At 58.7% G+C, this 13,571-nt stretch carries 12 protein-coding genes; 7 read left to right on the forward strand and 5 right to left on the reverse strand.

Features of this window, described 5'->3' with window-relative positions:
- Positions 1–17 precede the first annotated feature (17 nt).
- The 6 genes from mmsA to WNZ14_RS14170 all read left to right on the forward strand — a co-directional run bounded on the left by mmsA (position 18) and on the right by WNZ14_RS14170 (position 7,233).
- Positions 18–1,538, forward strand: coding sequence for a multiple monosaccharide ABC transporter ATP-binding protein (gene mmsA, locus WNZ14_RS14145; RefSeq protein WP_342869285.1), 1,521 nt, complete (start codon positions 18–20; stop codon positions 1,536–1,538).
- Between the two features lie 4 nt (positions 1,539–1,542).
- Complete coding sequence (gene mmsB, locus WNZ14_RS14150; protein ID WP_342869286.1) at positions 1,543–2,763, forward strand: multiple monosaccharide ABC transporter permease; 1,221 nt, start codon at positions 1,543–1,545, stop codon at positions 2,761–2,763.
- Between the two features lie 60 nt (positions 2,764–2,823).
- A complete protein-coding gene (araD, locus tag WNZ14_RS14155) occupies positions 2,824–4,566 on the forward strand; it encodes an L-arabinonate dehydratase (protein WP_342869287.1) in 1,743 nt (580 codons plus the stop codon).
- The gene (locus tag WNZ14_RS14160; RefSeq protein ID WP_342869288.1) at positions 4,563–5,504 is read left to right on the forward strand and encodes a Gfo/Idh/MocA family oxidoreductase; all 942 of its coding nucleotides are present in this window, start codon (positions 4,563–4,565) and stop codon (positions 5,502–5,504) included. The genes araD and WNZ14_RS14160 overlap by 4 nt, the downstream gene beginning before the upstream one ends.
- Before the next feature lie 101 nt (positions 5,505–5,605).
- Positions 5,606–6,523, forward strand: coding sequence for a dihydrodipicolinate synthase family protein (locus WNZ14_RS14165; RefSeq protein ID WP_342869289.1), 918 nt, complete (start codon positions 5,606–5,608; stop codon positions 6,521–6,523).
- Between the two features lie 92 nt (positions 6,524–6,615).
- Complete coding sequence (locus WNZ14_RS14170; RefSeq protein WP_342869290.1) at positions 6,616–7,233, forward strand: glutathione S-transferase; 618 nt, start codon at positions 6,616–6,618, stop codon at positions 7,231–7,233.
- A gap of 75 nt (positions 7,234–7,308) precedes the next feature.
- Here WNZ14_RS14170 and WNZ14_RS14175 read toward each other — a convergent pair whose 3' ends face one another.
- The 5 genes from WNZ14_RS14175 to WNZ14_RS14195 form a co-directional block, all read right to left on the reverse strand.
- The gene (locus WNZ14_RS14175) at positions 7,309–8,283 is read right to left on the reverse strand and encodes an oligopeptide/dipeptide ABC transporter ATP-binding protein (protein ID WP_342869291.1); all 975 of its coding nucleotides are present in this window, start codon (positions 8,281–8,283) and stop codon (positions 7,309–7,311) included.
- Positions 8,280–9,275 carry an ABC transporter ATP-binding protein gene (locus tag WNZ14_RS14180; RefSeq protein WP_342869292.1) on the reverse strand — a complete coding sequence of 332 codons (996 nt, stop codon included), beginning with the start codon at positions 9,273–9,275 and terminating at the stop codon, positions 8,280–8,282. The genes WNZ14_RS14175 and WNZ14_RS14180 overlap by 4 nt, the downstream gene beginning before the upstream one ends.
- On the reverse strand, positions 9,275–10,168 hold the full coding sequence (locus tag WNZ14_RS14185) for an ABC transporter permease (protein WP_342869293.1): 894 nt from the start codon (positions 10,166–10,168) through the stop codon (positions 9,275–9,277). The genes WNZ14_RS14180 and WNZ14_RS14185 overlap by 1 nt, the downstream gene beginning before the upstream one ends.
- Positions 10,165–11,151: an ABC transporter permease gene (locus tag WNZ14_RS14190; protein WP_342869294.1), complete on the reverse strand. Its 987-nt coding sequence runs from the start codon at positions 11,149–11,151 to the stop codon at positions 10,165–10,167. Before WNZ14_RS14190 ends, WNZ14_RS14185 begins: the two co-directional genes overlap by 4 nt.
- 72 nt (positions 11,152–11,223) lie before the next feature.
- Positions 11,224–12,825 (reverse strand): ABC transporter substrate-binding protein, encoded by a 1,602-nt coding sequence (locus WNZ14_RS14195; RefSeq protein WP_342869295.1) that lies wholly within the window; start codon positions 12,823–12,825, stop codon positions 11,224–11,226.
- A gap of 120 nt (positions 12,826–12,945) precedes the next feature.
- Here WNZ14_RS14195 and WNZ14_RS14200 point away from each other — a divergent pair, with 120 nt between their 5' ends.
- Positions 12,946–13,566 carry a cupin domain-containing protein gene (locus tag WNZ14_RS14200; protein ID WP_342869296.1) on the forward strand — a complete coding sequence of 207 codons (621 nt, stop codon included), beginning with the start codon at positions 12,946–12,948 and terminating at the stop codon, positions 13,564–13,566.
- Positions 13,567–13,571 lie beyond the last annotated feature (5 nt).

The following is a 13,571-nucleotide window of genomic DNA, read 5'->3' on the forward strand; positions in this document are numbered from 1 at the left end:
GATACCGAGATGCAGCAATGAAACCCCTTCTGGAGATGCGCTCCATAACCAAGACGTTTCCCGGCGTGAAAGCTCTCAATGCGGTGAACCTCACCGTCATGGAAGGCGAAATTCACGCCCTGGTCGGGGAAAACGGGGCTGGCAAATCGACATTGATGAAGGTCTTGTCCGGCGTCTATCCGGCAGGATCCTATGACGGGGAAATCCATTACGACGGCTCTGTCGCCGCGTTTTCCGGCATCCGCGAAAGCGAGGCAGTCGGGATCATCATCATTCACCAGGAACTGGCGCTGGTGCCTTTGCTGTCGATTGCCGAAAACCTGTTCATCGGCAATGAATGCGCGAACAACGGCGTCGTCGACTGGCATGAAACCTTTCAGCGCACCGAAGCGCTTTTGAAAAAGGTCGGGCTTTCGGAAGCGCCCGGCACGCTTGTCGATCGCATCGGAGTTGGCAAGCAGCAACTTGTCGAAATCGCCAAGGCGCTGTCCAAGGATGTGCGGCTGCTCATTCTGGATGAACCTACCTCCGCCCTGTCGGAAAAGGACAGCCAGGCACTGCTCGATCTCCTGACCGAGCTCAAGGCGCAGGGCGTCACATCGATCATCATCAGCCACAAGCTCAATGAAGTGCGCAGCATTGCCGACCGGGTCACCGTGATCCGCGACGGCTCGACAATTTCGACGCTCGATGCGCGCAGCGAAGCCATCACCGAAGACCGCATCATCCACGATATGGTCGGTCGCGACATGGCGCAGCGGTTTCCCGAGCGCGAAAGCAATCCCGGCGACGTGCTGATGGATGTCCGCAACTGGAACGTCTGGCATCCCGAACACAGTGAGCGTCAGGTCATCCGCGATGCCTGCCTTACTGTCCGCGCCGGCGAAGTCGTTGGCATTGCGGGTCTCATGGGATCGGGGCGGACAGAGCTCGCCATGAGCATATTCGGCAAAAGCTACGGCCGCAGAATATCGGGCGAAGTTCTGATCGAGGGGACGCCTGCCGACGTGTCCACCGTAGACCGTTCAATCTCCGCAGGGCTTGCCTATGTCACCGAAGACCGCAAGCACCTCGGCCTGGTTCTCGACGAGACCATCCAGCGCAACATCACCCTCGCCAACCTCCCAAAGGTCGCGTCTTATGGAGTGATATCGGAGGCGCAGGAGATCAATGTTGCGGAAGGATACCGCAAGGCGATCAACATTCGCACCCCCGGCGTGTTCCAGAAGGTGGTCAACCTGTCGGGTGGCAATCAGCAGAAGGTCGTGCTCTCCAAGTGGCTGTTTGCCGATCCGAAGGTGCTGATCCTGGACGAGCCGACCCGCGGCATCGATGTGGGTGCCAAATACGAAATCTACGGCATCATCAACAAGCTCGTCGCCGACGGGAAGGGCGTGTTGATGATCTCGTCCGAGCTGCCCGAGCTCTTGGGCATGTGTGACCGAATTTATGTGATGAATGAAGGTGCTCTTGTGGGCGAACTGACCGCTGCGGAAGCGAGCCAGGAACGCATCATGTCCTTCATTGTGAGGAGTTGAGACTATGGCGAGCGAACCCGACACATCAAACGCTCAGCCAGGCCGTTCCGCCGGGCAATACCTGGCCAATCACTTGCGTGACTATGGCATGGTGCTGGCGCTGATCGCCATCATGGCGTTCTTCCAGGTGATGACTGACGGCACACTGCTACGGCCGGTCAACATCACAAACCTGTTCCTGCAAAACAGCTATATCATCATCATGGCGCTCGGCATGCTGCTGGTGATCGTCGCCGGGCATATCGACCTCTCGGTCGGTTCGGTGGTGGGCTTCGTTGGCGCTTTAGCTGCCGTGATGATGGTCAACTGGGAGTGGTCGATCTACCTCACCATTCCCTGCTGCCTGATGGTCGGCATCCTTATTGGTGCTGCCCAAGGCTACTGGATTGCCTATTGGCGCATTCCATCCTTCATCGTCACGCTTGCCGGCATGCTGGTGTTTCGCGGAGCATCCCTGTGGTTGCTCGAAGGCCAGTCGGTGGGACCTTTTCCACGCCAGTTTCAGGCGCTGTCGACCGGTTTCATTCCCGACCTGCTGCCCTTCGTCAAATCCATGTTCGGGGTTGAACGGATGAACGGCTTTGCGGTCGTCACCGGGCTGGTGATTGCCGGATTAATCATCTGGATGGGTTTGCGCTCGCGAGCACGCAATCATGCCTATGGCATGATGGCCGAACCGATGAGTTTCTTCATCATGCGCAACCTGCTTGTGGCCGGCGCAATTGTGTTTGTGTCCTACAAGCTCGCCACCTTTCGTGGTCTACCGAATGTGCTGATCACCATGGGCATCCTGACGATCGTCTATGCCTTCATCACGGAATCAACCGTTCTTGGACGCCGCATCTATGCTCTCGGTGGCAATGAAAAAGCAGCCAAGCTGTCAGGCATCCGCACCGAAAGACTGACCTTCCTGACATTCGTCAACATGGGCATGCTGGCGGCCCTTGCCGGGCTGATCTTTGCCGCGCGACTGAACACGGCAACGCCCAAGGCGGGTGTTTCGTTCGAGCTCGACGTGATTGCTGCGGTGTTTATCGGCGGCGCCTCGATGTCCGGTGGTGTCGGCAAGATTGTCGGCGCGGTGGTCGGCGCCTTCATCATGGGCGTGATGAACAATGGAATGTCGATCATGGGGATCGGAATTGACTATCAACAGGTCATCAAGGGGCTCGTGCTCCTCGCAGCCGTTATCTTCGATGTCTACAACAAGAACAAACAGAGCTGATTCAAGAGGGGAAAACCGCTAGCCGCCAGTCTCGAGGCGGCCGGGGTTTCGGAAACAAACATGACATTCAAACCAGCACAATGGCCGCGTAAACTTCGTTCCCAGGAATGGTTCGGCGGAACCGGCCGCGACCAGATCTATCACCGCGGCTGGATGAAGAACCAGGGCTTCCCGCATGACATGTTCGACGGCCGCCCGGTCATCGGCATTCTCAACACATGGTCCGAACTCACCCCGTGCAACGCGCATCTGCGCGATCTCGCCGAACGGGTGAAGAACGGCGTGCTTGAAGCCGGCGGCTTCCCGGTCGAGGTTCCTGTGTTTTCTGCCTCCGAGAGCACATTCCGTCCAACAGCGATGATGTTCCGCAATCTCGCGGCACTGGCGGTTGAGGAAACCATCCGCGGCCAACCGATGGACGGCGTTGTGTTGCTGGTGGGCTGTGACAAGACCACGCCGAGCCTGTTGATGGGAGCGGCGTCGACTGACCTGCCTGCAATCGTGGTCACAGGCGGACCGATGCTGAACGGCTATTTCCGCGGCGAGCGCGTCGGATCCGGCACGCATCTGTGGAAGTTCTCAGAAGCCGTGAAAGCCGGAGAGATGTCGCAGGAGGATTTCCTCGAAGCGGAAGCCTCGATGTCGCGCTCGGCAGGAACCTGCAACACGATGGGCACCGCCTCTACGATGGCCTCGATGGCGGAAGCGCTCGGCATGGCCTTGTCCGGCAATGCCGCCATTCCGGCCGTCGACAGCCGCCGTCGTGTGATGGCGCAGATGTCCGGCCGCCGAATTGTCGACATGGTCAGGGATGACCTCAAGCCATCCGACGTCATGACCAAGCAGGCGTTTGAAAACGCCATCCGCACAAACGGCGCCATCGGTGGGTCGACCAACGCGGTCATTCACCTGCTGGCGATTGCCGGGCGGGTGGGCGTTGACCTGACACTGGACGACTGGGACCGCTGCGGGCGTGACGTGGCCACGATCGTCAACCTGATGCCATCGGGCAAATACCTGATGGAAGAATTCTTCTATGCCGGCGGCCTGCCGGTTGTTCTCAAGCGCCTTGGCGAAGCGGGCCTCCTCAACAAGGATGCAATGACGGTCAGCGGAACTGCGATCTGGGACGAAGTGAAGGACGCCATCAACAACAATGAGGACGTCATCCTGCCCGTTGAAAAGGCGCTCACGGCGCAAGGCGGCATCGCCGTGCTCAAGGGCAATCTCGCTCCAAAGGGTGCGGTGATCAAGCCATCGGCAGCCTCTGCACACCTGCTCAAGCATCGCGGCCGCGCCGTCGTGTTTGAAGACATCGATGACTACAAGGCCAAGATCAACGATGACGCACTCGACATCGACGAGACCTGCGTGATGGTGTTGAAGAATTGCGGCCCGAAAGGCTATCCGGGCATGGCGGAAGTCGGCAACATGGGGCTTCCACCCAAGGTTCTGAAGAAGGGGATCACTGACATGATCCGCATATCTGATGCGCGGATGTCGGGCACCGCCTATGGCACCGTGATCCTGCACACTTCGCCCGAGGCCGCCGATGGTGGACCTCTGGCCGTGGTTCAGAACGGTGACATGATTGAACTCGATGTGAGCGCACGCAGTATCCGGCTCGATATTTCCGACGCGGAACTGACGGCGCGACTGAAAGACTGGAAACCGATCATTGCAAGCGCGCCGTCAGGCTATGCCTGGCTGCACCAGAAACACACCCAAGGTGCCGACACCGGGGCTGATCTTGATTTTCTGATCGGAAGCAGAGGCTCGGCGGTCGGAAGGGATTCGCATTGATGCCTTTGAAAATTGCACTGGCTGGTATCGGCAAGATCGCCCGCGACCAGCATGTTCCTGCCTTGATGGCATCGCCCGAATGGGATCTGGCCGCAACCGTATCCCGGCACGGGACGGTCGATGGTGTCGAGTCCTTCGATGATTTTGATGCGATGCTGCAGGCACGTCCCGATATCAGCGTGGTGTCGCTCTGCATGCCGCCGGTTCCGCGATTTGACTATGCCAGAGCGGCGATTGAAGCCGGACGTCACGTAATGCTGGAAAAGCCTCCGGGCGCGACATTGTCCGAATGCCATGCGCTGGACGCTCTGGCGCGCAAGGCCGGTGTGTCGATCTATGCGACCTGGCATTCGCGCGAAGCGGCCATGGTTGCCACCGCCAAGGCCTGGCTCGCCGGCAAGCGGCTCACGAGCCTTGTCGTCACCTGGAAAGAAGATGTGCGCAAATGGCATCCGGGCCAGACATGGATCTGGGAGGCCGGCGGGCTGGGGGTCTTTGATCCCGGCATCAACGCGCTTTCTATCGTCACAGCGCTCTTGGCCGAGCCGATCCGGGTGGCTTCGTCCGAACTGCTGATCCCGGAAAATTGCGACACCCCGATTGCCGCCAACCTGACATTCACCCATCCGCATGGGGCGCATGTCAGTGCGGAATTCGATTTCCGCAAGGAGGGCGATCAGTTCTGGAACATTGCGATCGAAACCGAGCAGGGCAATCTCGTGTTGTCTGAAGGGGGAGCGTCGCTTTCGATTGACGGCGTGAAGCAAAGTGCTGCGCCTGGAGCCAATGCGCTGCACGGCGAGTACCCGCGGCTTTATGCCAACATGGCCGCATTGGTGCGGGCAGGGGGCATAGACATGGATCTCTCCCCCCTGGCGCTTGTTGCCGACGCATTTCTTCTGGGCCGGCGGGTCGCCGTCGAGCCTTTTGTCGAGTGAGGTTTTCGAGCCCGACGAGAGTCCCCAGGCATCTTGCCTGGAGATGAAAGCCTTCAGTCGCGGCCGAAACCCATGAGACCATTTTTCGAAAGGACGACACTATGAAGCAACCGCTCGCCAATATTCTCCCTGTGGCGCCTACGCCTTTTCATGCCGATGGGCGCGTGGATGAAGACGGCATGCGCAGGGTGATTGATTGCATGATCGATCAGGGCGTCGACGCCATCTGTATCCTCGCCAACTATTCCGAACAATTCCTGCTGTCGGATGACGAACGCACGCTGCTGATGCGGCTGAGCCTCGAGCATACGGCGGGCCGCGTGCCGGTCATTGTCACCACCAGCCATTTCTCGACAGAGATAGCCACGCAGCGGGCGAAGGCGGCGCAATCAATGGGCGCGTCGATGATCATGATGATGCCGCCCTATCACGGCTCCGGGCTGTTCCCGGCTCCGCAGGGTATTTTCGAGCATTTCGAGGCGGTCAGCAAATCCATCTCGATTCCGATCATGGTTCAGGATGCGCCGCTGTCAGGCGTGACGATGCCGGTTGACCTGCTGGCACGGCTGGCAAAGGAGCTCGAGAATGTCTCCTATTTCAAGATCGAGTGCCCCTTCGCCGCCGACAAGCTGGCAGCGCTGATTGAAGCCGCAGGCGAGTATATCGATGGTCCGTTTGACGGTGAGGAAGCGGTGACGCTGCTGGCCGATCTCGACGCCGGCGCTACCGGCACCATGACATCGGCCATGTTCCCGGAAAAGATCCGGCCGATTGTGACGCATTTCCTCGCGGGCGAGAAAGATGCGGCGCTGGCCCAATGGCAGAAATGCCTGCCGCTGATCAACCACGAGAACCGGCAGTGCGGCCTGCGCGCGGCAAAGGTCGTGTTCAAGGAAGGCGGCGTGATCAAGAGCGATTACGTGCGCCATCCGCTCAAGCCGATGTCCGAGCGCACCAAGGCCCGCCTGCTGCAGCTTGCCCGCGACCTTGACGTCATCGCGCTGAAGTGGGGCAAATAGGCCGAGAATGCCTTGTGACTCTCATAAACAAATGCGGCGCCTTCAGCCGCTGCATTTGAAATCAGGGCGGAGTTTGCTAGAGCAGGGGTGTGATGAAACCTGTTCTCTACTCCTTCCGTCGGTGTCCCTATGCGATGCGCGCGCGTCTGGCCATGTCCTCAGCCGGTCTTGAGGTCGAACTGCGCGAAGTCGTATTGCGGGACAAGCCTGAAGCGTTCCTCAAGGCCTCGCCGAGCGGGACGGTGCCGTGTCTCGTCGGCGAAGGTTTCGTCATCGACGAAAGCCTCGACGTGATGATCTGGGCGCTGCGTGAGAATGACCCCGACAACTGGCTGAACATGCCCGAGGCGGGTCATGACTGGATCGCGCGGACAGATGGCCCGTTCAAACAGGCGCTTGACCGAACCAAGTACCCCAACCGCTATCCTGATGTAGATCCAGACGGCCAGCGGGATATCGCGGCTGTGTTTCTCAGCGATCTCAACTCGACGATCGGCGAGTGGATCTTCGATCATCCGACCTTGTCCGACTTTGCCATCCTGCCCTTCGTTCGCCAGTTTGCCTTTATCGACAAGGACTGGTTTGACGCCCAGCCGTGGCCCAGTCTGCAAGGCTGGCTCGAGCGGTTCCTGGCATCGGAACGCTTTGACCAGATCATGAAGAAATACCCGCAATGGCACGACGGTGACCCACCGGTTTGCTTTCCCTGATCGCGCTGGCCAAGTGCCTGAATGATGAGAGCAGCCGCCCTTCTGATTGGATACCAACCAGTCAGTGTGTGGAAATCAAACCCAGTTTCCATCTGCGTCTACGCGGCGGCAAGCCACCGAATGCTGGTCGCTTACCTCCTGCAATTCCGGAGCCGAAACAAGGCATTCAGGCTGACTGCGGGAGCAGCGTGAGGCAAACCGGCAGCCGGTGGGAAGGTTGATCGGGCTGGGCGGCTCACCCTCAAGCCGGATGCGTTCGGATCGCCCAACCGTACTTGTGGATGGCACCGCGGAAATCAGCGCGCGGGTGTAGGGATGAAGCGGGTTCTGAAAGATCTGGCGCTTGGTTCCCACTTCCACGATCGTTCCCAGATACATGACTGCAATGACGTCGCACAGGTGCTGCACCACAGCCAGATCGTGGCTGATGAAGAGATATGAAAGCCCGAATTCGGATTTCAGTCGCGCAAGCAGATTGAGGATCTGGGCCTGAATGGCCACGTCCAGCGCCGAGACAGGTTCATCACAGATGACCAGACTTGGCTGGCTCGCCAGAGCTCTCGCAATGCCTATCCGCTGGCGTTGGCCGCCGGAGAACTGGTGCGGAAACAGGTCTTGCTGCTCAGGGTGCAGGCCGACAATCTCGAAAAGCTCATCCACCCGCGCCTTGCGCGAGCTGCGGGAACCGATCGACATCAGATCGAGCGGGCGCCGGACGATTGAACCGGCACGCTCGCGCGGATTGAGCGAGGCATAAGGGTCCTGAAAGACGAACTGGATGTCCTTCCGGATCGATCTGAGCGCGTCGCCCTTGATGGCAGTGATATCCTGCCCCTTCAGCCGGATCATGCCCGATGTCGGCTCCACAAGCCGAGCGCAGGTCTGGGCGACAGTGGTCTTTCCGGAGCCGCTTTCGCCGACGATGCCATAGGCAACGCCGTTCCTGATTGTGAAAGAGACCCCATCGACCGCATGAACCGTGCCGCCGTCAGCTGTCGGGAAATGCACCTTGAGATCGGAGACGTCCAAAAGTGTTTCGGGATTGCTCACGCGGGATACTCCACATTGTTCCAGCAGGCGACCGGGTGGGCTTCGCGCTTCATCTCCAGTGCTGGAGTATCTTCCCGGCAACGCTCCAGCACGTTGGCGCAACGTGGAGCGAAAGCGCAGCCAGCGGCACCGAGCTGGCGGGCACCCGGCACGACACCGGGTATTTCGAAAAGCGGTTCCGGTTCATTGCTCGGATCAGCGCTCAGCCGCGGTATGCAGGAGATGAGCCCGCGCGCATAGGGATGCATCGGCCTGTTGATGAAGTCGTCGACTGGCGCTTCTTCAATCTTGCGTCCTGCATACATGACCATCACCCGATCAGTCATTTCCGCGACAGCGCCGATATCGTGAGTAATCAGGATGATGGCAGCTTTTGTCTTTTGCTGCAGGTTCAGAAAAAGATCGAAGATCTGCGCTTGCACCGTCACATCCAGCGCCGTTGTCGGTTCGTCTGCGATCAGCAGCTTCGGCTCGCAGGCCAGCGCGATTGCGATCATGACCCGTTGCCGCATTCCGCCAGACAGTTGGTGCGGATAGTTATCGACGCGTTTCTCTGCTGCAGGGATCTCGACCAGGCGCAGCATTTCGATTGCCCGGTCGCGCGCTTCCCGTCGCGAGACACTGAAATGCGCCCGAACCGTTTCGGCAATCTGCTCGCCGATCGTAAACACCGGGTTGAGCGATGTCATTGGCTCCTGAAACACCATGGAAATCTCACGGCCCCGGATCTGCCTGAGGCGCGTCTCGCCAGCCTGAACCAGATCTTCACCCTGAAACAGTATCTGGCCTCGGCTGATGCGTCCCGGAGGGGTCGGTATGAGCCCCATCAAGGAGAGAGCGGTGATGCTCTTTCCGCAACCGGACTCACCGACAATACCCAGGGTTTCGCCGTGATGGACGTCAAAGGACAGATCACGGACGACAGGCACGTCGCTATCACCAATCCGAAAGGCGATTTCGAGATCGCGAACCGACAGCAGAGGTGAACTCATCAGCGCTGCCTCAGCTTGGGATTGAACGCGTCATTGAGGCCGTCGCCGACCAGACAGATGGCAAGCACGGTGAGAAAGATCGCAACACCGGGAAAGGTCACGCCCCACCAGCTGTCGAGGATGTAGGGGCGATTGTCGCCAATCATCCGACCCCAGCTCATTGCGTTCGGATCGCTGAGACCAAGAAAGGAAAGACCAGCCTCGAACAGGATCGCCGAACCGGTGCTCAGTGCAGAAACCACGACCAGCGGCGGCGCGGCGTTCGGCAGAATGACCGACCAGATCAACCGTCGGTTTCGGGCGCCGATGGCCCGTTCGGCTTTGACATACTCCATCTCGCGAATGCGCATGAACTCCGCACGCGTCAATCGCGCTGTCGCGGTCCAGGACACGATGCCGATCGCAATGGCGACATTGGTGAGGCTTGCGGAAAACAGCATGACCACGATCATGGCAAACAGCAGGTTCGGCAAGACCTGGAAAAACTCGGTGACGCGCATCAACAGGTTGTCGACCCATCCGCCATAAAATCCGGCAAGAGCGCCAATGGTAACGCCAATCACGAAAGTGATGCTTGCGGCCGCAAGACCTATTGCTATCGTCACCCTGCCGCCATTGATCAGACCGGCCAGAATATCACGGCCGATATAGTCCGTGCCGAGCCAGTACTCCGAGGCGCCGGGTGGCGTCAGCGGCATCCACACCATCTCGGTCGGCGAGACCGGATAGAGCGAAGGCCCGAGAATTGCGACAAACAGGATCAGGAGGAGGATTACCAGTCCTGCCATGGCGGACAGGTTTCCGCGAAACATCAGCCAAGCCTGGCGGGTGGGCGAAGTCGGTTCCGCGATGAGGGGAGGCGACGTTTGATCGGGTGCGGCTTTGCTGTTCATCGCGCCTTAATCCTTGGATCTACGAGGCGGTAGACGATGTCTGTGAAAACATTCATCGCAATGACAATCATCGCAGAGAAAAACAGTATCCCGAGCAGGGTTGGAGCGTCACGCCTGAGAATTGATTCATAAGCGAGCGTTCCCAGCCCGGGCCATGCAAACACGGTCTCGACGAGGACCGCGCCTGAGAGCACCTGTCCAAACTGAAGTCCGGCAAAGGTGACCACCGGAAGGATGGCGTTGCGCAATGCGTGCTTGTAGATAACCTGCCGCTGGCTCAACCCCTTGGCACGTGCGGTTCGCACATAGTCGGCATCAAGCACATCGATCATGCTTGTTCTCGAAAGGCGGCTGTAGAAAGCCAGATAGATCAAAGCCAAAGTGAGCGCCGGCAAGACCAGGTGCTGGCCGACATCCAGACAGTAGAGCCATATCCCCTGTGAACTGTCGCCGGAAGACATGCCGGAAATCGGCAGGATCGGGATGGCGACCGAAAACATCAGGATCAGCATGATCCCGAGCCAGAATACAGGGGCAGAAAAACCCGCGAGTGACAGCACTGTCACCAGATGACTGAGCGGCGACCGGCGCCTTTGCGCGGAAAAGACGCCAAGCAATGTCCCCAGAACAATTGCGCTGAACAGCGAAGACGTAACCAGGAGAAGTGTCGGACCTATACGCTCCAGCACCAGAGCCGTGACGGGTCGGTTGTAATAGGTGGACACCCCGAGATCACCCTGGACGACGTTTCCGAGGTAAACCATCAGTTGCACAATGAAGGGCTGGTCCAGCCCATACTGCACGCGCAGTTGCGCGATCAGTTCGGGGGTTGCGCCGCCCATTTCGCCGACCAGTGCTTCAACAGGGTCGCCGGGAGCAAGATGGATCAGGCTGAAATTGAGGACGAGAACTGCGAGCAAGAGCAAAAGCACATTGCAGGCTCGGCGAACGATCGCTGCACGCAGCAAGCCGGGAAAGGCCATATCGAACCTCTTCGCTAAACTTTCGAGATGGTCTGTGCGGTCACCATCAAGTTTGGTGACCGCACATGGTGCTTACTGCGTCTTGAGATAGACGTCGGTCCAAGGTGCAAGCGCGCCGAAAGGCGTTGAAGGCGGGTTGCCGACATCATCACGATAAACTGTCGCACTGAAATCCTGCGGCATGTAGATGAACACCAGATCTTCGGCGACCGTCTTCTGGATGTCGGCATACAGGCCCTTGCGCTTTTCCAGATCGGTTTCCGTTGCTGCCGCACTCAGCATCGCATCAACGTCCTTGTTGCAATAGCCTTCTGTATTGGCCCAGATCACGTTTCGAATGTTTTCGCAGTCGAAATGGCGATGCACACCAATGACCGGATCGGGGTAGTTGAACGACCCGTTCATTGTCGCCTCGTAGTCAAAGCTCGAGATGCGCTTCACCCAGGTGCCGAAATCGGGAGCCTTGCGCAGTTCCACCTTGATGCCAAGCTTGGCAAGCGTCGCCTGGATGTATTCTGCCATCGGACCATGCGCGGCAGGTGCCCAGCTTGGAACATCGAGCGTGAAGCCGAACCGTGTTCCGTCTGCGCCCAGAGGATAGCCTGCCTCGTCGAGCAAGGCCGCAGCCGTGTCCAGATCGGGCTCATGCCGGGTGACGTCAGCAGTGTAGAAAGGGTTTCCGGTATGCAGAGGTCCGGTACCAGGCTCGGTCCGGCCACCAAAGATGACCTTCGCCAGGAAGCCGGTATCAATTGCACGCGCCAGTGCCTCGCGGACCTTGTGGTCACTGAATGGCTTGTTGCGCAGGTTCATTTCCAGATAATGCACATAACCCAGCGCGCCATACCCTTCGGTGGTGACGGTCAGGCCCGTTACCTTTTCAAGGCGTGTTGCGTCGTTTGGCCGAATTCCCGAAAAGGCGGCGTAGTCGAGATCGCCTTTTTCCATCATCAGCACGCGCGTCAGCGGATCCTTGACCACCGCGAAGGTAATCTTGTCGAGATAAGGCCGATCCGGAATAAAGAAGTCGTCATTGCGCACCAGCGTCAGGCGCTCCGCCGGGTTGTTTTCCTCGACCTTGAACGGGCCGGATCCAACAACATTTTCCGAGTTGCGTGGATGGGTCTTCAGTTCCTGTCCGTCGCCGTAGACATGCTTGGGCAAGATCGGCATCAGCAATGGTTCCAGCGACAGGAGAAGTCCTGGAACCGGTTTGGACATCCGGAACACCGCGGTTTCGGGGTCAGGCGTCTCGACGCTTTCGACATTGCCGAACATGGCTGCACCGAAAGGGTGATTGGCCTTTACCGCCTCGAGCGAAAAGGCGACGTCTTCAGAGGTGATCGGCTGGCCGTCATGGAACTTGGCGCCGGATACCAGGTGAAACGTTACGCTGAGCTGGTCAGATGAAATTTCCCAGCTCTTGGCGAGGTAGGGCTGGATTTCATAATTGTCTTCAACCTGGATCAGGCCGGCGAAGATCTGTGATCCTGGTGCGCCGGTTGCCGCTCCCGACTGGACCGCCGGGTTAAGTGTTCGATAGCCGCTGGTGAATGTCTTCAGCGTACCGCCGCGCACCGGTTCGGCGTTTGCGACGGTTACAAGGCCACTGAATGCGACGGCCGAAGCCACTGCCACACGGATAAGAGATGACCGTAAATTCTCATAGAACATAGATTTTTGCTCCCCTGAAGCGTTTGCGTATCGCTATTATTGAAAATATGAGTTGCATTGAATCTGAAAAAACGCAACAAAATTTTCAGACACGCGAAAACTGAGTTCAGGAAATTCGAAATGACGAAGAGAACGGGTGGAAACACCGCCTTGGCTGAAGCAAGAAATTTCCGGCCGGACCTCCGTGTTCCGGTGGGACAGCAGATCCGAGAGCTTCGACGCGCTCGCGGTTTCACGCTTAGCGATCTCAAGGAGCGCACCGGCCGATCGGTCGGCAACCTCAGCGAAATGGAACGAGGCGTGAGCCCGATCAACATCGATACGCTCGATGCAATCGCGCAGGCCCTGGATGTCTCGATCAGCTGGTTTTTCTCCGGTGTCGACGAGGAGCGCATTGAAGAGCGTGACTATGTCGTTCGCGCTGCCGCTCGCAGGGAACTCAATCTGAGCCAGGCAGGGACCCGCGAGGAACTGCTATCCGCCCATTTGACCGGGCAACTGGAAATGATCCTGACCACCTTTGCTCCCGGCGCGGGTACCGGCGAGCACGGACGCGAGCGCAAGGGGGAGGAAGGTGGGTATGTGCTGGCCGGAACGCTGCAACTCACCGTCGATGGCAGGACGTTTCTTCTAGAGGAAGGTGACAGCTTCCAATTGCCGGGCTCGGGCAGGCATTGGTGCCACAACCCGGGTAGCAGAGACACTGTGGTTGTCTGGGCCATCAGCCCCGCGACCTATTGACGAGA

The sequence above is a fragment of the Hoeflea sp. AS60 genome, from assembly GCF_038900115.1.
GTDB lineage: Bacteria > Pseudomonadota > Alphaproteobacteria > Rhizobiales > Rhizobiaceae > Hoeflea.